General features: G+C 62.7%; 17 protein-coding genes. 2 read left to right on the forward strand and 15 right to left on the reverse strand.

Going from position 1 to position 18,177, the window contains the following annotated elements:
* Positions 1-89: 89 nt before the first annotated feature.
* The 12 genes from JQ641_RS04210 to JQ641_RS04265 all read right to left on the reverse strand — a co-directional run bounded on the left by JQ641_RS04210 (position 90) and on the right by JQ641_RS04265 (position 14,524).
* Positions 90-1,316 (reverse strand): ABC transporter substrate-binding protein, encoded by a 1,227-nt coding sequence (locus JQ641_RS04210; RefSeq protein ID WP_211994574.1) that lies wholly within the window; start codon positions 1,314-1,316, stop codon positions 90-92.
* A 104-nt stretch (positions 1,317-1,420) separates the two neighbouring features.
* The gene (locus JQ641_RS04215; protein WP_249150205.1) at positions 1,421-2,476 is read right to left on the reverse strand and encodes an NHL repeat-containing protein; all 1,056 of its coding nucleotides are present in this window, start codon (positions 2,474-2,476) and stop codon (positions 1,421-1,423) included.
* A 322-nt stretch (positions 2,477-2,798) separates the two neighbouring features.
* Complete coding sequence (locus tag JQ641_RS04220) at positions 2,799-3,539, reverse strand: SDR family NAD(P)-dependent oxidoreductase (RefSeq protein WP_211994575.1); 741 nt, start codon at positions 3,537-3,539, stop codon at positions 2,799-2,801.
* Between the two features lie 143 nt (positions 3,540-3,682).
* Positions 3,683-5,191 (reverse strand): amidophosphoribosyltransferase, encoded by a 1,509-nt coding sequence (gene purF / locus JQ641_RS04225; RefSeq protein WP_211994698.1) that lies wholly within the window; start codon positions 5,189-5,191, stop codon positions 3,683-3,685.
* A gap of 30 nt (positions 5,192-5,221) precedes the next feature.
* Positions 5,222-5,851, reverse strand: coding sequence for a CvpA family protein (locus JQ641_RS04230; RefSeq protein WP_192740670.1), 630 nt, complete (start codon positions 5,849-5,851; stop codon positions 5,222-5,224).
* A 167-nt stretch (positions 5,852-6,018) separates the two neighbouring features.
* A complete protein-coding gene (gene radA / locus JQ641_RS04235; protein WP_211994576.1) occupies positions 6,019-7,494 on the reverse strand; it encodes a DNA repair protein RadA in 1,476 nt (491 codons plus the stop codon).
* A 79-nt stretch (positions 7,495-7,573) separates the two neighbouring features.
* The gene (locus JQ641_RS04240; protein WP_211994577.1) at positions 7,574-8,713 is read right to left on the reverse strand and encodes a threonine synthase; all 1,140 of its coding nucleotides are present in this window, start codon (positions 8,711-8,713) and stop codon (positions 7,574-7,576) included.
* A gap of 80 nt (positions 8,714-8,793) precedes the next feature.
* On the reverse strand, positions 8,794-10,197 hold the full coding sequence (locus JQ641_RS04245; protein ID WP_211994578.1) for an adenylate/guanylate cyclase domain-containing protein: 1,404 nt from the start codon (positions 10,195-10,197) through the stop codon (positions 8,794-8,796).
* 123 nt (positions 10,198-10,320) lie between these two features.
* A complete protein-coding gene (locus tag JQ641_RS04250) occupies positions 10,321-10,986 on the reverse strand; it encodes an HAD family hydrolase (RefSeq protein ID WP_211994579.1) in 666 nt (221 codons plus the stop codon).
* 137 nt (positions 10,987-11,123) lie between these two features.
* Positions 11,124-11,534 carry a hypothetical protein gene (locus tag JQ641_RS04255; RefSeq protein ID WP_211994580.1) on the reverse strand — a complete coding sequence of 137 codons (411 nt, stop codon included), beginning with the start codon at positions 11,532-11,534 and terminating at the stop codon, positions 11,124-11,126.
* A 74-nt stretch (positions 11,535-11,608) separates the two neighbouring features.
* Positions 11,609-12,493: a prohibitin family protein gene (locus JQ641_RS04260; protein ID WP_192740676.1), complete on the reverse strand. Its 885-nt coding sequence runs from the start codon at positions 12,491-12,493 to the stop codon at positions 11,609-11,611.
* A gap of 1,290 nt (positions 12,494-13,783) precedes the next feature.
* The gene (locus JQ641_RS04265; RefSeq protein ID WP_192740677.1) at positions 13,784-14,524 is read right to left on the reverse strand and encodes a sulfite exporter TauE/SafE family protein; all 741 of its coding nucleotides are present in this window, start codon (positions 14,522-14,524) and stop codon (positions 13,784-13,786) included.
* A gap of 222 nt (positions 14,525-14,746) precedes the next feature.
* Between JQ641_RS04265 and JQ641_RS04270 the strand changes: the two genes are divergently transcribed.
* The gene (locus tag JQ641_RS04270) at positions 14,747-15,115 is read left to right on the forward strand and encodes a GFA family protein (protein ID WP_211994699.1); all 369 of its coding nucleotides are present in this window, start codon (positions 14,747-14,749) and stop codon (positions 15,113-15,115) included.
* 30 nt (positions 15,116-15,145) lie between these two features.
* Here the strand turns inward: JQ641_RS04270 and JQ641_RS04275 are convergent, their stop codons facing one another.
* On the reverse strand, positions 15,146-15,874 hold the full coding sequence (locus JQ641_RS04275; RefSeq protein WP_211994700.1) for an adenylate/guanylate cyclase domain-containing protein: 729 nt from the start codon (positions 15,872-15,874) through the stop codon (positions 15,146-15,148).
* Between the two features lie 261 nt (positions 15,875-16,135).
* Between JQ641_RS04275 and JQ641_RS04280 the strand changes: the two genes are divergently transcribed.
* On the forward strand, positions 16,136-16,585 hold the full coding sequence (locus tag JQ641_RS04280; protein WP_211994581.1) for a cupin domain-containing protein: 450 nt from the start codon (positions 16,136-16,138) through the stop codon (positions 16,583-16,585).
* A gap of 237 nt (positions 16,586-16,822) precedes the next feature.
* Here JQ641_RS04280 and JQ641_RS38405 read toward each other — a convergent pair whose 3' ends face one another.
* Together JQ641_RS38405 and JQ641_RS04290 are read right to left on the reverse strand one after the other, a co-directional pair.
* The gene (locus JQ641_RS38405; protein WP_349628493.1) at positions 16,823-17,089 is read right to left on the reverse strand and encodes an HGGxSTG domain-containing protein; all 267 of its coding nucleotides are present in this window, start codon (positions 17,087-17,089) and stop codon (positions 16,823-16,825) included.
* A gap of 67 nt (positions 17,090-17,156) precedes the next feature.
* Positions 17,157-18,005 carry a hypothetical protein gene (locus tag JQ641_RS04290; RefSeq protein WP_249150180.1) on the reverse strand — a complete coding sequence of 283 codons (849 nt, stop codon included), beginning with the start codon at positions 18,003-18,005 and terminating at the stop codon, positions 17,157-17,159.
* Between the last annotated feature and the right edge of the window lie 172 nt (positions 18,006-18,177).

The raw sequence follows: 18,177 nt of genomic DNA on the forward strand, positions 1-18,177 counted from the left end.
AGCAAGGTGGCCGACACCTGCTATAATCACAGCCGCCGCGGCGTATGGGTCCCGGCGTTCGCCGGGACGACGATCGAGTTGTTACCCGACTATTTCTTCACCAACGGACAATCGCTGGCCTCGAGCGGCTTGGCGGCATCTTCCGGGGCGATCGTGGCGATCTGCTTGTAATAGTCCCACGGACCCTTCGACTCTGCCGGTGTCTTCACTTCGAACAGATAGGCCGGAATGAGACGGCGGCCGTCGGCGCGCAGCGGGCCCTTGCCGAACAAGGGATCGTCGGTCGGCAGTTCCTTCATCTTGGCGACGACCTTGGCGCCGTCACGCGGATTGCCGCCAAGCGCTTCCATCGCCTTGAGATAATGCAGCACCATGGCGTAACTCCCGGCCTGGGTCATCGACGGCATGGAGTTCTTGCTCGCCAATGCGGCGAACCGCTTTGAGAAGGCGCGGGTCTGGTCATTCATGTCCCAGTAAAAGGATTCCGTGAACGTCAGGCCTTGCGCCGTTTTCAGTCCCAGCGAATGCACGTCGTTGATGAACAGCAGCAGAGCGGCGATCTTCTGGCCGCCGGCGACGATGCCGAATTCGGCTGCCTGCTTGATGGCGTTCGTGGTGTCGCCACCGGCGTTCGCAAGTCCTACGACCTTCGACTTGGACGCTTGTGCCTGCAGCAGGAAGGACGAGAAGTCCGACGAGTTGATCGGATGCTTGACGCCGCCGAGCACCTTGCCGCCATTGGCGGTAACGACGGCGGAGGTGTCGCGCTCCAGCGCGTGGCCAAAAGCATAGTCGGCGGTCAGGAAGAACCAGGTGTCGCCGCCGGCTTTGGTCAGCGCCTTGCCGGTGCCGTTGGCCAGCATGTAGGTGTCGTAGGTATAGGAAATCGTGTTCGGCGTGCAGGCCTTGCCGGTGAGATCGGCGGAAGCTGCGCCCGAATTGAGCAGCACCGCGTTCTTCTCCTTGACGAGGTTGCTGACGGCGAGAGCCACGCCGGAGTTCGGCGTATCGGCGATCGCATCGACCTTGTCGTTGTCGATCCACTGCCGCGCGATGTTAACGCCGACGTCGGGCTTGTTCTGATGATCGCCGCTGACGACGTCGATCTTCCAGCCTTTCTTGAGCAGCCCCGAGTCCTCGATCGCCATCTTGACCGCGACCACCGAATTGGGGCCGCCGATATCGGCGTAAAGGCTCGACATGTCGTTCAACACGCCGATCTTGACGGTCTTGTCCTGGGCGTAGGCGGGCGCAGTAAAGCTGACGCCGGCAACGGTGATCAACGCGGCGAGGCGCCGCGCGCTTAGTGCAGTCATGTATTTCCTCCATCTATGGTCGCCGGGTGGCCTTCTTTGGGAGGTCCACGCCCGGCATATGACTGAGATGGTGGTAGTGGTTCCGGATGCCTTGGGCAATCCACCTATCGTAGCGCGTCCGATGTCAGCTTGAATTTCTGGATGCGCTTTCCGGTATCGACTTCGGCGGTATAGACGTTGCCCTTGGAATCCACGGCCATGGCGTGAATCCAGTGGAACTGCCCGGCATTGCGGCCGCTGCGTCCAAAACTCCCGACCACGGTACCGTCGTCGCGCTTCAGCACCCGGATTTCGTTGTTTTCGCCATCAGCGCTCAACAGCCAGGTCTGTTTCGGATCGGGCCAGACGGCGATGTCCCACACCGCGCCATTGCCGAGCGTGTTCTTCTCGAAGAACCACTCCTTCACGAAAGTTCCATCCTTCTTGAACACCTGGATGCGGTTGTTGATGCGGTCGCAGACATAAACCATCCCGTCATTGGTGAGCTTTACGCAATGCACGGGATTGGCGAATTGCTGGGCAGGCGGCGCCTTGGGATCGTAGGGCGGCTGCTTGTCGTCGTTCGGCGGCTTGCCATAGGCGCCCCAGTGCCGCTTGTAGGCACCTGACGTGGCGTCGAACACGATGACGCGGCGGTTGCCGTAACCGTCGGCGATGTAGATCTCGTTGGCATCCTTGTCGACCGCGGTCTCGGCGGGTTTGCCGAGTTGGGTAGTGTCGTTGGAGCCCTTGCTCGGCGCGATCTTGCCGATCTGCATCACGAACTTGCCGTCGAGGGTGAATTTGACAACCGCGTTGTCATTGTCGGCATTGCCGCCGACCCAGACAAAACCCTTCTCGTCGACTTCGATGCCATGTTCGCGTCCGACCCATTCATAGCCTTCGCCCGCTCCGCCCCAGGAGCGCAGCAGATTGCCCTCGGCGTCGAACTCCAGCACCGGCGGCGCCGAGACGCAGCATTTCGATCGTGGCGGGGTCAGCGCAGCACCCTTTTCATCGTCGGTCAGCGAGCGCGGACGATGGATGACCCAGATGTGGTCCTTGGAATCGACGGCGATGCCGCCGACCTGGCCGAGGATCCAGTTGTTCGGCAGCGGCTTCGGCCAGGATGCATCGACCGCGAAGGTCGGAACATCGCCGGCGAGCGCGGGAAGCGGCATCGCTGTGATGCCAATCAGTGTCGCGACGGTCAGGCCTGCAAGAATCGTTTTGCTGAGACGTTGGACGGCAGGTATCGAGCGCGCGCGATGATGCATCGGCATGATGCTTCCTCCCTTGATCTTCCTGGCGGGTTGCTCCCGCTTGCGCGGGCAGTCAATCGTGGGGAGGGGGAGGTGTCAACGGCATGACGTCGTCATTGCGAGCCACCGGGTCGCGCGAATGCGCGCCCGATGACAGGCTCAGCGAAGCAATCCATGGCGCCACGCAAAGGAAGAATGGATTGCTTCGTCGCTTCGCTCCTCGCAATGACGTGGAGAGAACTCAGGCCGGCGCACGAAAGTCCATCAGCGTGCGCGTCTTGTAATCGTAGAGTTTGCCGGTTTCGGTCCAGTCGGGCGCGCACATCGGCACGATGAATTCCGCGACCTGTTCCGGCGTATCCAGCGTCGCCGGGTCTTCGCCGGGGAATACGATAGCACGCATCTTGGTGCGGACCGGGCCGGGGCTGAAGAGGTTGACGCGAAGGTTCGTGCTCGCGGTCTCCTGTGCCCAGGCGCGCGTCAGCGCTTCGAGGGCGGCTTTCGAGGCGGCATAGGGGCCAACATAGGCGCTGGCCTTGTTGGCGGCGCCTGATGTGACGAACACGGCGCGGCCGGCGTCGGACTGCCTCAGCAGCGGCTCCATGCAGCGGATCAACTGGAAGTTGGCGGTGACGTTGACCGCCATCACGTCGTTCCACGGCTTCAGCTCGATATGACCTAGCGGCGAGGAGGGGCCGGCGACGCCGGCATTGCCGACGAGAATGTCGATCTTGCCGTGGCGCTCGTGCAGCGCCGCGCCGAGCCGCGCGATGCCGTCGGAGTCGGTCAGATTCAGCGGCACCAGCGTGGCGCTGCCGCCGTCCTTGCGGATCTCGTCGTCGAGCTCTTCCAGCCCGCCTTGCGTGCGCGCCACCGCCACGACATGCGCGCCGGCCTTTGCGAGTGCGCGCGCGGTGGCATAGCCGATACCGCGTGAGGCGCCGGTGACGAGAGCGATACGGGAGGCGAGGGAGGAGATCATCGAAGAGGCTCTATTATCGTCGTCCCTGCGAACGCAGGGACCCATACGCCGTGACGGTTATGAGGCGAAAGGTGGTTGTGTCTATAGGCGTCCGAAAAACGAAGGCCTGTGGTTATGGGTCCCTGCGTTCGCAGGGACGACAGCTAACTCGCCTCCGCCAGCAACGACAATTGCCGCGGCGACGGCTCGGTTTCGCTCTGGTCGGTGAGGTGGGTCGGGTAGGCGCCCGTGAAGCAATGGTCCGAGAATTTCGGATTGGCGGGATCGCGGCCGGGTTCGCCCATCGCGCGGTACATGCCGTCGATCGACAGGAACGCCAGTGAATCGGCGCCGATGATCTCGCGCATCTCCTCAAGGGTATGCGTGGCGGCAAGCAGTCCGCCGCGGTCCGGCAGGTCGATGCCGTAATAGTCGGGGTAGAGGATCGGCGGCGAGGCGAGGCGGAAATGCACTTCGCGGGCGCCGGCGTCGCGCATCATGCGCACGATCTTCTTGGAGGTGGTGCCGCGAACCAGCGAGTCGTCGATCAGGATGATACGCTTGCCTTCGATCGCGGCGCGGTTGGCCGAATGCTTCATGCGCACGCCGAGCTCGCGCACGCTCTGGGTCGGCTGAATGAAGGTACGTCCGACATAGTGGTTGCGGATGATGCCGAGTTCGAACGGCACGCCGGAATGCTGGGCGTAACCGATCGCGGCGGGCACGCCGGAATCCGGCACCGGCACCACGACGTCGACCTCGACTTGGCTTTCGCGCGCGAGCTGTGCGCCGAAGGCCTTTCGAACCTCATAGACCGAACGGCCGCCGACGATGGAATCCGGCCGCGAGAAATAGATGTATTCGAAGATGCAGGGCCGCGGCGGTTTTGGCGGAAATGGCTTGTGGCTGTGCGCGCCCTTGTCGTCGAACACGACGATTTCGCCGGGTTCGATGTCGCGGACATATTTGGCGCCGATCATGTCGAGTGCGCAGGTCTCCGAGGTCAGGATCGGGTGACCGTCGAGGTCGCCGAGTACCAGGGGACGGATGCCGAGCGGATCGCGCGCGCCGATCAGTTTCTTGTTGGTCAAGGCCGTCAGCGAATAGGCGCCCTCGATCGTGCGCAACGCCTCGATGAAACGGTCGACGAAACGGGTGCGCTTCGATTGCGCGACCAGATGCAGGATCACTTCGGTGTCGGTGGTCGACTGCATCATGGCGCCGTGGAGCACGAGTTCGCGGCGCAGTGTCAGACCGTTGGTGAGGTTGCCGTTATGGCCGACCGCGAAACCGCCGGCATTGAGCTCGGCAAACAGCGGCTGCACGTTGCGCAGGATGGTGGCGCCTGTCGTGGCATAACGGACATGGCCGACGGCGGCATTGCCGGGCAGGCGCTCGATCACTTCACGGCGGGAGAAGGTGTCGCCGACGAGGCCAAGTCGGCGTTCACTGTGGAAGCGGCTGCCGTCGAAGGAGACGATGCCGGCGGCTTCCTGGCCGCGATGCTGGAGGGCGTGCAGTCCGAGTGCGGTGATGGCGGCGGCCTCGGGGTGGCCGAAGATGCCGAACACGCCGCATTCCTCGCGTAGCGTGTCGCCTTCAAGATCGTCCTGCAAATCGATCGGACCGGAGTTTCGGTCAAGTTGCTCGGCGAGATCGGAAGGGTTTTGCATCGCGTCCATCGCCTCTCTTTTGGCCAAGAGTTACTTGCTCGCAGGTTTCTCGATCAGCTTTTTAAGGCCGTCGCGGGCAGGTTTGCTGTAGCCATCGCCGGACGCCGGGGCTGCCGGCTCGGCGTCAGTTGAATCGTCGTCGGGTTTATTCTTCTTGAATCTCTTTAAGATGGTGTTCTCAGGGTCGTCAGGCAAGAGCGCCATTAACCAATCGCCGGTTCCCTGCAGCACCATCCGGGACTTCGCCCCGGTGATCCAGTCGGGCCGCTGCTTGTCCGGAACCAGCCAGCTGAAGAACAGGAAGGCGACGACCACGATCAGCAGGCCGCGGGCCAGACCGAACAGGAAGCCGAGGGTGCGATCCAGCGCGCCGATCCGCGAATCCAGGATCATGTCCGAAATCCGCACCGTAATGATCGACACCACGACCAGGGTCGCGATGAAGGTGCCGGCTACCACCACCACGGCCGCCACCGTGTCGTTATTGAAATAAGTTTTGGCGGTCGGCAGCAGCTTGGAGAAAGCATACAGCGTGACCAGAGCCGCCGCGCCCCAGGCCGCGATCGACAGAATCTCGCGCATGAAGCCGCGCACCATGGCGAGCAGCCCCGAAATCAGCATCACACCAAGCAGGACGAGATCGAGTATCGTTATCGGCATCGGCTGGTCAGGTCCGCTCGTAAATGCTCAAAGTCTTGCGAATCGGCGTGTCGGTGCCGTTCTAGGTGACGGTCATATGGCGTGTCCCGCAAGGCCGGATATCACGCCATCCCACGCGCCTTTCGCGCGCGTTGTATAGCGGCGAGGGGGCGTAACGTCACGCCGCTTTAGCCGTTCTCGCGACGGAATCGCGTCGGTGTGGCATTTTTCTCCGCTGGGCCTTCGCGATTGGCCTCCCGGTTACCCTCTCGATTGGCTCTGGGCGTGCCTCGCGCGGCAATTTCAGCGACCAGGCTGGTCAATCCGCCGACGCTGTTCAGCACCAGGCCCGCGTCGCCGCCGGCCTCACCACGCGCCGATTCGGGCAGTATTGCGCGCCCGAAGCCGAGTTTTGCCGCTTCCTTCAGCCGGGCCGACGTCTGTGCCACCGGCCGGACCGCGCCGGACAGCGAGATCTCGCCGAAATAGACCGCATCCGTCGGCAGCGGCGCGTTGACCAGCGACGAAACCAGTGCGGCGGCCGCCGCCACATCGGCCGCGGGCTCCTGGATCCGCAGGCCGCCGGCCACGTTCAGATAGACGTCGTAGCCCGACAGTTTGACCCCGCAATGGGCCTCCAGCACCGCCAGCACCATCGACAGCCGGCTTGGGTCCCAGCCCACCACGGCGCGGCGGGGGGTGCCGAGGGTGGTCGGCGCCACCAGCGCCTGCAATTCCACCAGCACCGGGCGGGTGCCCTCGATGCCGGCGAACACAGCGGTGCCGGGGCTGCCGAGGTCGCGCTCCGACAGGAACAATTCGGAGGGGTTCGAGACCTCGCGCAGGCCGAGGCCCGTCATCTCGAACACGCCGATTTCATCGGTCGGGCCGAAGCGGTTCTTCGCCGCGCGCAGAATGCGGAACTGCTGCGAGCCTTCGCCCTCGAACGACAGCACCGCGTCGACCATGTGCTCGACCACGCGGGGGCCGGCGATCTGGCCGTCCTTGGTGACGTGCCCGACCAGGATGATGGTGGCGCCGGATTTCTTGGCAAACCTGATCAGCGCCTGCGCGGAGGCGCGGACCTGGGTGACCGTGCCGGGGGCTGATTCCACCGTATCGGTCCACATGGTCTGGATCGAATCGATCACGATCAGGCGCGGCACCGCGCCCTCGGACAGCGTCGAGACGATGTCTTCGACGGAAGTCTCGGCCGCGAGCTGCACCGGCGCGTCGGCAAGGCCGAGCCGCTCGGCGCGCAGCCGCACCTGGGCGACGGCTTCTTCGCCTGAAATGTAGACCGCGCGGTGTCCCGCACGCGCCATCATGCTGGTGGCCTGCGTCAGCAGCGTCGATTTGCCGATGCCGGGATCGCCTCCGACCAGCAGCACCGAGCCGCGGACGAAGCCGCCGCCGGTGACGCGATCGAGCTCGACCATGCCGGAGGAGAGGCGGGGCGCGTCCTGGCTTTTGCCGGTCAGCGATTCCAGCGCAAAAGTTCTTCCCCGGCGTTTGGAGCGGATCGAGACCGGCATCGAGGTCGCGCCCGTCGTGTCCTCCTCGGACAGCGTGTTCCACTCGCCGCAGGCCTCGCACTTGCCCTGCCAGCGATTAAACGCAGCGCCGCAGTTCTGGCAGACAAAGGAGAGGGTGGATTTGGCCATGAAGTCCCGGTGAGGCGCTTGTTCTTATTTTGTTCTATAGCGGTTCCAGTGCCAAGTCAAAGGCTGGGAGGGCCCGGAATCAAAACAGTTCGGCAATCGTGGACGCCGTCTTGATGCCGGTCCCCGAAATCAACACCACCGTGGTTTCGCGCTCCTTGATGACGCCTCGCGCCGTAAGCTTTGCGAGCGCCGCCGCGACGCTGGCCGATGTGGGCTCGACGAACAGGCCCAGCCGCGCCAGCCGCCTCAGGGCGGCGACGATCTCGTCCTCGGAAACCGCGACCGATTCGCCACCACTGTCTTTCAAGGCGTGGATCATTTCCTTGAGCCGCAGCGGATGCGCGATCGCGGTGCCTTCGGCGATCGTCTTGTTGACGGCGCGATCGACCGGCGTGTCGACGCCGGCCTGGAAGCTCGCGTCGAGCGGTGAGCAGTTGAGCGGCTGCGCGGCAAACAGTCTGGGAAGTTTGCTGATCTGGCCGGCCGCGAGCAATTCGGAGAAGCCGATGTGGCAGCCGAGCAGGTTGCTGCCCGCGCCGACCGGGATGATGATGTTGTCGGGCGCCGTGAAGTTGAAATCTTCCCAGATCTCATAGGCGACCGATTTGGTCCCCTGCAGGAAGAACGGCTGCCAGTTGTGGCTGGAGTAAAAGATCTCGCTGGACTGGCGGATCGCTTCGCGCTGGGATTCTTCGCGCGGACCTTCGACCAGCTGCACCTCGGCGCCATAGGCGCGAACCTGCGCGACCTTGGGGGGCGACGTATAGGCGGGGGCGAGGATCTTCACCCGCATGCCGCCGGCCGCGCCATAGGCCGCAACCGAGGCGCCGCCGTTGCCGGAGGAGTCTTCCAGCACCGCATCGATGCCGAGCTGCCGCACATAGGACAGCATCACGGTGGTGCCCCGGTCCTTGAAGCTGCAGGTCGGGTTGAACCATTCCAGCTTGAAGAACGGCCGAAAATCGTCCCATTCTTTCTGCACCAGTGGGGTGCAGCCTTCACCGAGCGAAATCGGTTTTGCAATTTCGACCGGCAGCGAAGCCCGGTACCGCCACAGCGACCGCGTGCCGCGATCGATGTCTTCGCGGCCGATGCCGGGCTGCGGGTTGATCAGCAGCGGCCTTTGCCCGTCGGCGCACCAGCGCGGCACATCCAGGGAAAAGCGCTCGCCGCTGCGCGGTTCGACGTAGAAGGAATCGTGAGGTTTGGATTGGGGCATTGGGTCAGCCATAGGTGAGTTCAATTCTGCGATGGCCTATGCGCCCTGACATGGTGCGTGGTCAACCGTGGCTTCGCCTGTCAGGACGCATCGTAGTCCCGCGTCCATATCCCCACCGGTTGCTCAAGGCCGCGAATGGTCCGCGCTGGCTTTTTGACAAGATGCAAAAAGTCGTCGCTCGAGCTGCCGGTTTCTGCCCGCGCTCGCTGCACCAGTTCGTCGCTGGCAACCAGGGCGCAGCCGTATTCACGCGTCAGTGCCTCAAGGCGGCTTGCGGCGTTCACTGCCGTGCCGATGACGGCGAATTCGAGCCGGTTCAGTCCGATATCGCCGAGCACGACCTGGCCGTAGTGCAATCCGACGCTGAGCTTAATCGGCGGCTCGTTGCGGGTATTTCGCTCGCGGTTGAGTTCAGCGATCGAGCCGATCATGGCCTGCGCGCAGCGCAGCGCGTTGCCGGCGTCGGAATCGCTGGTGAAGGGCGTGCCGAACGTCGCCATCAATCCGTCGCCGAGATATTTGTCCAGCGTGCCGGCGTGCCGGAAAACTTCCCGTTCCATCCGCTCGTGGAACTGCCGCAGCGTCCCGATCACTTCCATCGGGCTGCGGCCGTCCGCATAGGCAGTGAAATCAACGATGTCGGTGAACAGCACCGCGACATTCTGCGTTCGCACCTGTTTGAGCGGATCGTCGTTCTTGGACAGCTGTTCGACGACGTTGGGAGAGAAATAGCGCGCCAAATTGGTGCGTTCGCGCTCGATGCCGGCGTGGCTGATCAAGAGGGCGTTCGAGCGGCGCGCCGCCAGCGCCAGCGTCATGGCGACGATCAGGAAGACCGTGATCTGCTGGAACCGGGCACCAAAGCCGATCGAGGAGGGGTCGATGATATCGAACAGCCTGACGTCGGCGCCGACGGCGGCCCGCACCCGTTCCGACAATGCTGCGTGGGTTTGCGGCTGCAGGTAAACCCAGCCGACGCCGATCGCCCACAGCGCCGAAGTCCAGAACCCCATCGCCACAACGGTGCGCCAGGAATAGGCCAGCGTCGCGGTGCCCAGGAAAACAAAGAAGTAGATGAAGCTGTCGAACCTGTACTGCATGGCAAGCGGCCAGTCGGACGTGCTCCAGGGATTGGGCACGACGGTCAGGAAGGTCATCAGCATCAGATCGCAAAATATCAGAACAAGCTCCGGCACGGACCGCTCGGCCTTGCCGACCTTGAGCTGGGCCCAGCCGATCAGGGCAAACAGGCCGAGCATCGCAACGTAATAGAGGACCTCCCACTCCGGATTGATGATCGGCAGGGTGGCGGCCGTCACCGCCAGCGCAACCCAGCGGGCGCGAACAGCGAGCAGCAAACCCTCGCGCTTGCTGTCGGTAAGCGCGGCTTCCGCGAATCTCAGGGTGTCTTGCTGGGCATCGCCCCGTTTGGCCGGCTCGTTCCCGGGATCGGTAATATCAACTACGTCAGCTATTGCGCTCAAGACATCGCCCTCAAGGCCGAATTGATCGGATCGTGCACTATGCCACGGTACCGTGCATTCTTGGCGTCAGCATGATGTCATCCGGCCGCGTTTTTCAACGGTTCGCGATGCTCCGCAGGCATCCTAACTTTTGAAAAACTCAAGGGCGACGTGCTCGACGTCCGACCATGAATGCGCCAGGTGGACGGCGCCGGCATCGCGCAGCCTGAGATCATGGCCTTCGCGAATATGACTGGCCGCGCACAGCCCGACGACGGCCATGCCAGCCGCAACCGCCGCCTTGATCCCGCTGGCGCTGTCCTCGATCACAAGACATTGCTCCGGACCCACGCCCAATTTGTCGGCAGCAAGCAGAAAGATGTCCGGATGCGGCTTTCCTCGCGCGACCATATCGGCACTGAAAACATGACTGCCGAATTCCGCTTCCAGCGCCAATACCGAAAGGCACAGCTGCAGCCGATCCATCGAACTGGACGAGGCGATGCACCGGGGCAGGTGGGAAAAACGCCGGATGAAATCCGACGCGCCGCTCACTTCCTTCAAATCTGTCCGGAACCGCTCGAAGGTGGCAAGCTTGAGCTGGTCGGAGAAATCCGCAGGTAGCGGTTTTCCGATTGCCGCTTCGATCTCGGCCACGGCTTCATCCCACCTCCGGCCGGAATAGCGGGCAAGCGCCTGGTCGAGCGTTGTTGAATGACCGAGGCCAGTCACCGTTTCCGCCAGAACGGTATTGGCGATCGCCTCGCTGTCAGCGATGACGCCGTCGAAGTCGAAAATCAATGCGCCCACGATTATCAATTCCAGGAAGGGATCGAGGTTCGCAGGTTAGCATGCGGTCCCGCATGAAATGGACTGAGGTGACCGGAAGCAGTCGAACACTTTCTGTTGCGGTGTGTATCACCGGAGGCTCGGGCAGTGGGCTGCGCCTAGCGCTTGGCGGCACCGCTCCCGGCCTTGCAGCGCAGATACGGCTTGCCGTCGATCTTGATGGTGCCGTTCGGGCCGGGGGCGAGCTTGACGGTGGCTTTCCGCGGCTCGACGCCCTTGTTGAAATAATCCCAGAATTCAAAGCAGGTGACCGAGAGATTGATGCCGTCTCCGACCACGGTCTTGCGGTCGATTCGGCAGTGATTTTCATATTGGTCGACCATCGGCGCGGGCTTGCTGCCGATCGGTTTGCTCATGTCGATGAGCGTCTTGCTGTCGGGGCCTTCCTTGTTGCGGCAGTCCTTCGCCGTCCTGGCCCAGAGCCCGTCAAAACTCTCCGCGGCGTGCGAGGCCGGCGCGGCGAGGGCGAAAGCGAGCGCGATGCCCGCCATGGTGATGACAATTCGCATGGGACCTGTTCCCCAAGACGATGATGCCTGAGATCGCGATCCCAGGCATCACCGCTTCCGGATGTTTTCGAAGACTATTTGACCGAGACGAACGGCACCGCGGAGCCGGGCACCATCGTGGTCGGCAGCACGCCGTTCCAGCGCTCGGCCTGCACCAGGGTGACGAGGTTCGGGTTGGTGCCGAGCGCCTTGGCGCGGGCTTCGATCGCGGCGGCTTCGGCTTCACCGGTCAGCTTGATGTTGGTGGCGCGGGCTTCGCCGTTCAGCCGCAGCGCGTCGGCGGAGGCTTGGGCTTCGGCGCGGACGGCGTTGGCCTTGGCGTTGGCTTGCGTGACGGTGATCTGCGCCTGAACCTTCTCGCGCTCGGCGTTCTGCTGCAGCTTCTGCACCTCGACCTCGGCCAGCATGCGCTGTTCGATCGAATGCAGATAGGTCGAGCTGAACTCGATGTTCTCGAGTTGCACGCTCTCGACGATGATCATCGGATCATCCTTGAGCGAAGCGGTAATGGCGTCTCGGATCGCGTTGTTGAGGGCGCCGCGCTCCTGAATGGCTTTCACCGCGGTATAGCGGCCGAATACGATCTTGACCTGCTGGTTGACGGCAGGGCTGACCACCTGATTGACCGCCGCCTGCAGCCGGCCGAATTTGGCGTAGAGATCCGTTACTTTTTCCGGCGATGCCCGCAACGTGACGCTGATCTTGAGATCGGCGGGCTGCTGGTCGTAGGAATAGGAATTCATCTTGTCCCAGGAGAAGGTCGTGGTCTTGACGCTGACCTTCTCGACGCTGTCGATCAGCGGGATCTTGAAGCCGAGGCCCGGCTGTGCGGTGCCGATGACCGCGCCATAGCGCAGCAGCACGCCGCGCTCGGTCTGATCGACGGTGTACCAGCTTCCGGCTGCGATCAAGCCGACGACGATGACGGCAGCAACGGCGCCGATAATGCCCCTGTACATTTCCAAATCTCCTGTGGCTGAACATGAGTGTTCAAACCACGCAACGTCTAAGGCCTCATCCGGAATTGGATGTGATGCACGTCACTTCGTCTCCCGGAGCGCGGGGTTGGTTCAGATCGGAAAGGAGGATTTGGCAGGCGAGGGCCGATCACAGGCGCGCCAGGCGGCAAGAGCGTCATTGGGCCTGGGATCGACCAGCCTCGTCGGCGTCGGCGGCAACCGGAATGCGAGGGCGTGGACGCAATATCGCGGAGCAAGATTCGAATTGATGCGAGTTTGACGAATGCCCGTCAGTTGACTGCGGGCTTGTCGTATCAGGTCGCGTACTTCCGCTTTCGGCGGAACAGCTGATGTGGCTGGGCTAGCCAGTGCTTGGCCCCGGTCGCGCATGACCCGGAGCCGCATGGCTCCAAGTCCGTTGATTGAAACATGCCATCCTACGTCTCGGGCGCAGCCGGCGTGCGGTATGGACTAGCGACGTCCTGCTCGTTTGAGTTCGGCGACCTGACGCTTCTCCCCGGCCAGCTTCCCCCCGGCGAGCAGGCCGCTGCAAAGCCAGCGGGCTTCTCGTTCTACCATGCCCAAAAACTGTCTGGTGTCCTTGCACTCCGCGTAGGTTTTGTAGGTGAGTGTGTCCGTGCACGTTGGCGAGTAAGTTCCAAATATCCCCGCCGAATAGCTGCATCCAACCCAGGGGGCGTTGCCGGTTTTGAAGCTTGTTTCGCAACCACCGTTGCAACTGCTGCTGGCTCTCTCAAGCTTGGCAATCTTCCCCAATACTGAATCTGGCGCAGCCGATGGCGTGCGAGCGGTTAGCGTATGAGCGGTTGGCGATGCCCGGCGAGATGCACCTGCTGCCTGCCTCGGCAGCTGCGTCGGCCTTGGCCTTGCCACCTGCTTCGGCGCTTCGACCGTGATGCTAGGAAGCGGGGTGGCGGGGCCTGCGGTTTGCGACATTGCCGTACTGCTCGGGCCGAACAACAATACAGTTGACAGGATAGCGACAGCTGAGGGCGCGACAAAGCCTGACGACAATCTCATGACGTGTCCTTCCAAATCCGGGACGGACATCGTCCCGATATGTGCACGGTACCATACATTCCGAATTGCGCTACCGAAGGTTGCAGAAACATCTGCCGATGACTCGGCCAGGAGAACGCTGACCGCTCACTTGAAGCCGTTGCGATGTCTGCTTTTTGGCACTTAGCGTCATTTCGCTACGACGCGGAATTTGCTCCGCGATTAGCGCATGGCGGACCCCACAAACCGTCCGCTCGGTGATTTGAGGGTTCACGGCCCGGGCGGGCTATTCCACAACGCATTCCAGAACATGGAAAGCCCGGCCACCAGCATGATGCCGTCCATCAGCAGGCGAAACATCTGGGGCTGCAGGTGCAGCACGAAGCGCTTGGCAATGAAGGCGCCGAACATCAGCGAGGAGCCGGCAACCAGGCCTTTCAGCGCCACATCTGATGTCAGCGCGCCGAAGCGTTCGAAGGTGACTGATTTGCTCAAGTAGAGTCCGAGCGAACTTGCAGCTTCGGTGGCGAGGAACGCGCCCTTGTTCAGCCCGTAAAACAGAAACAGCGGCACGCTGAGCGGGCCGGTCGACACCACGATGCCGGTGAGATAGCCGATCACGGCGCCACCGACCGCCAGATGCCAGAGCCGCGCTTTAAGCTGGTGTCGGTCAAGCCAATGCCGCACCGGCACCATCGCGATCAGAAACAGCCCGATCGCAATATCGACGGCGTGCGACGGCAAAGCCAGCAGCGTCCGGGCGCCGAGTGCCGCAGCCGGAATGCCGGTGACCGAATAAGCGAGGCAGGCGCGCCAATCGACCTCACGCCACCATGCCAGGATACGCGACAGGTTCGCCATCACGGCCGCCACCGCCATGATCGGCACGGCTTCCTTCGGCCCGTATTGATAGATCAGCACCGGCATCAGCATGATCGAGGAGCCGGTGCCGACGATGCCGCTGATGGTGCCGGCGAGAAGCCCGACGGTGAGGACGAAGAGGAAACCCAAGACTTGCTCCCAGGACTTGCTTCGAACACTCGCGCCGAAGACCTGCTCCGCGACTCGGGCGGGACCGGAACGCTAGCAACTTTCGCAACCCAGCGGCAACGCACCCCGATCACGTTTGGCGGCGCCTTGCCGGAAGGCATCGGCGTGCTTGCTGCTGACACCATGCTGGCAGCAGGTAGCGGTTATGAACTTCTCGCCAGATCATTCGGAAGGGAACAGATCGTGCCAATCAAGGGAAGCTGCCATTGCGGCCAGACGCAATTCGAGGTGGACGAGATGCCGGCCGACGTGACCCGCTGCACCTGTTCGCTATGTTCGAAGCGCGGCGCGCTGTGGGCCTATTACACACCCGCGCAATTTCGCCTGACCTCGCCGCCGGAGAATGTCGCCACGTACCAGTGGGGCAGCCGAACCATCAAACATCATTTCTGCGCCAATTGCGGCTGCGGGACCTATGGGGAATCGCCTGACTGGTCGACCGGCAAGCCGGACTTCGAGAACCCCAAGGTCGCCGTCAACGCGCGGCTGTTCGATGAGGTCGACCTCGACGCCGTGCCGGTGACGGTCATCGACGGCAAGAACCTCTGGTGAGCGACGACGACCTCTGGAAGCGAGGCGGGGCTATGCCGCGTAAAGCTCGATCGGGGCATCGAATCCCTTGAGCTGAAACGTCTTCGAATGACTCGCCTGCAAATCCGGCCGGGCGCGCTGATAGACCTCCTGCGTCACGAGAATCTGGTCGGCTTCGGCGACCGACTGCGCACGGGAGGCGGTGTTGACGACGGTGCCGATGGCGGTGAGGTCGCGGTGTGACCGGCCGAATTCGCCAAAACTGAGTTCGCCGGCGTGAATGCCGATGCCGATCCCGAGGTCGCCGGCGTTGAGGCCAAGCGCGGCTGCAAGACCGTCGCGCCGTTCGCGCCAGTTGTTCTGGATATCGCGCGCCGCGAGCAGGGCATTGCGGACATGGTCGTCGCGCCGCAACGGAAAATTGAAGACGGCCATGACGGCGTCGCCGATCGTCTTGTTGAGGAGCCCCTCATGCCGCCAGATCGCGTCGGCGCATTCATCGTAGAAGGCATCGAGCAGACCCGACACGGCCTCCGGTGATTTCGACTGGGACAGGCTGGTATAGCCGCGCAGATCGGCAAACATCACGGTCGCGTCGATGGTGATCTTGCGGGCTCGCATCACCTTCGTGAACATCAGCTCGCAGATGGTGCAGGTGTTGGGGTTCATTCGGCTCGGGCGAACGCCAAATGCCCGGAACGGCGCCGAGATTACCCCGCGGATCGGCACGGGCATGCGCATCTGCTCCCAGCAGCCCTTGCAGAAACGCGAATGTTGCAGCGCCGCCATCGTTCACCATGCGTCGCGGGAGTGGCTAGCGTGTTGATCCTACAATTGGGGGCGGACGCCAGCAAGACTGGATGCGGCTTCTCCCGGCTGGCGGTCGCAAGCAAAGCTGGCAGAGCGTTTTCCAGCGAAGTGGGCAACCGGTTCGCGTCAAGAAAACGCGTCAAATCGAGAATCTAGAGCCCCGTTCCCGATTTCATCGGAACGGAAAAGGCTCTAGGATCGCCTCAAATCCAAAAAAGACGGAGGATCGCCATGGACGCCGTGACGCCGAAACACCCAGAGACATCAGACGCGCATTCGCATCTCGTTCGCCCGGCCGACATGGAATGGCAGAAGACCCGTTTCCCCGGTTGCGAAGCCAAGACGCTGCTGTTCGATCGCAAGACCGGCCTGATGACCGCGCTGATGCGGTTTCAACCCGGCGCGGTGCTGCCCGACCACGAGCATGTCAACATCGAGCAGACCTACGTGCTCGAAGGCAGCCTGGTCGACAAGGAGGGGCCGGCAAAGGGCATCGTATGCAAGGCCGGCGAATACATCTGGCGCGAGCAGGGCAGCCGTCACGTCGCCTGGTGCCCCGAGGGCGGGCTGATGCTCGCGATCTTCCAGGTCCCGAACAAGTTCTTCGAGGCCGACGGCCGCGTCGTCGACGCCGCGGGCGAGGACTGGGATCAGATCTGGGGTCATACAAAGAAGGGCTGATATCCGGCCAGGGCGCCGCTCAGGCCGCAGACCTTAGGGCCTGATCGAAAAGCAGCCCGCATTTTTCGGACACTTCCTAACTGTCTGAAAATGATTCTCGATTTCGTCATGGCCGGGCTTGTCCCGGCCATCCACGTCTTTCTTATTTAAGGGAAGGCAAGACGTGGATGCCCGGCACAAGGCCGGGCATGACGATGTTCCGTACAAGGCGCTATTTCAGGGGCTGGCGACGCCAAATCATTTCATCTGTTGCAGCAGCTTGCGTGCATCAGCCAACAGGACCTCAATCTGCTTGCGCTCGGCAGTCGCGGCCTTTGTGAAGAGGCCGTGTTTGCGCGCGTTCTGGTTTCCTCTTGGCGCACCGGATTCCGGCGCACCGCCATGCATGCGGCAGCGCCTTTTGCCGCGCACCGCCGGCGAGCGGCATGATCCACCGGAACGGATTTTTGCCCCGCAACGCGGGCTCGCCAGCATCGGGCGGGTGTTGGGGGAGCGATTGCTCATGCCTGTGGTCGCCGTTTGGCGTTGAGGCAATCGCGCCCCCGTGTTCGACGGTGGGGCGTCGGGTCCTTCACGGACGCTGGCTCTTGCCCGAAACGATCACGCTCGCATGCTGCGTGACGTTGCCGACGATCGCCTTGCCACCATCCCCGACACGCACGTTCTGAACAGTGACGGCAGGCTCGCCCTTGTTGCGATAGCGGTTGAGCGCCTCGATCTGGGCCGGAAACGTACGGACGAGCCTGCCCAATGCGCGCCCGGCACTGTCTTGTTGGGCGATGTCTTCCGCGTTTGCGAGGTGATAGGCACTTCGCATCGCCAGCACATGGACGGACACCATCTGCGCTACCAGCATCGCTTCGATGGAATCCCTCGGCTTGATACTTTCCATCATTGAAATCATGAAGGCGAGCTTGGCCGGGTCGGGCTGCCGCCCGTTCACGCTGGCTTTCAGCAGTTGTTGCAGGATGCCATGCATCGCGTCGCGATCGGCGACCCCCAACGCGTCTGCCATCAGCCGTTCGGCAAATGCGGGATCGGGATGGTCGATGGACACTCCGCTTGTCGAGATTATTAGCCGTGGGGCTGCGGCAGGCTTGGGTTGACAGGATGCGGGCATTGCCGTGGGCTCGTTGAGTTCTGGAGGTGTGTCCATGTCGATGTCTCCTCGAGCACGCGCATTGGACGCGCGCGGTTTGGCAATGCCCGGGCGGTCGTCCGCCGCGCGAGCCCGTGCAACTTCAATTGTCGAAAGGATTTTTTGCCCGCAATCGCGCAGAACAGCGCTGGCTGGATAGGCCAAAAGCATCTTGCAGGATGGGGGATGATGGATACGTGCCGGTGATTTGCCCGACGTGTCAAAAGGTTTTTGCAGGCTCGCTCGGAGCCTCCATGCCAGCGACCGCTGCTTTCTTTGCATGGGGTTGTTTTCGATATTTTAGTTGGGAGCGGGAACCGCGCCGCTCGTTGGGTTCCGCCGCGGCGACTGGCAAGGCGGCCTTTACCATGGTGCATGTCAGCGGTTCCCGGCAGCCGGGTTAAGACTTTGCTCAGGACTGATTGGCTACGGTGCAACCACAAATTGCCGGTGT

This window comes from Bradyrhizobium sp. JYMT SZCCT0180 (assembly GCF_018130165.1).
In the GTDB taxonomy this organism is placed as follows: Bacteria; Pseudomonadota; Alphaproteobacteria; order Rhizobiales; family Xanthobacteraceae; genus Bradyrhizobium.

Excerpts from the sequence above, each read along its gene's own strand:
- radA (WP_211994576.1), bottom strand. The coding sequence starts at position 7,494 with ATGGCCAAATCCACCCTCTCCTTTGTCTGCCAGAACTGCGGCGCTGCG.
- JQ641_RS04290 (WP_249150180.1), bottom strand. The coding sequence starts at position 18,005 with ATGCAAAGAAAGCAGCGGTCGCTGGCATGGAGGCTCCGAGCGAGCCTG.
- JQ641_RS04215 (WP_249150205.1), bottom strand. The coding sequence starts at position 2,476 with ATGCCGCTTCCCGCGCTCGCCGGCGATGTTCCGACCTTCGCGGTCGAT.
- JQ641_RS04260 (WP_192740676.1), bottom strand. The coding sequence starts at position 12,493 with ATGTACAGGGGCATTATCGGCGCCGTTGCTGCCGTCATCGTCGTCGGC.
- JQ641_RS04240 (WP_211994577.1), bottom strand. The coding sequence starts at position 8,713 with ATGCCCCAATCCAAACCTCACGATTCCTTCTACGTCGAACCGCGCAGC.
- JQ641_RS38405 (WP_349628493.1), bottom strand. The coding sequence starts at position 17,089 with ATGAGCAATCGCTCCCCCAACACCCGCCCGATGCTGGCGAGCCCGCGT.
- JQ641_RS04280 (WP_211994581.1), top strand. The coding sequence starts at position 16,136 with ATGGACGCCGTGACGCCGAAACACCCAGAGACATCAGACGCGCATTCG.
- JQ641_RS04210 (WP_211994574.1), bottom strand. The coding sequence starts at position 1,316 with ATGACTGCACTAAGCGCGCGGCGCCTCGCCGCGTTGATCACCGTTGCC.
- JQ641_RS04255 (WP_211994580.1), bottom strand. The coding sequence starts at position 11,534 with ATGCGAATTGTCATCACCATGGCGGGCATCGCGCTCGCTTTCGCCCTC.
- JQ641_RS04230 (WP_192740670.1), bottom strand. The coding sequence starts at position 5,851 with ATGCCGATAACGATACTCGATCTCGTCCTGCTTGGTGTGATGCTGATT.
- purF (WP_211994698.1), bottom strand. The coding sequence starts at position 5,191 with ATGCAAAACCCTTCCGATCTCGCCGAGCAACTTGACCGAAACTCCGGT.
- JQ641_RS04220 (WP_211994575.1), bottom strand. The coding sequence starts at position 3,539 with ATGATCTCCTCCCTCGCCTCCCGTATCGCTCTCGTCACCGGCGCCTCA.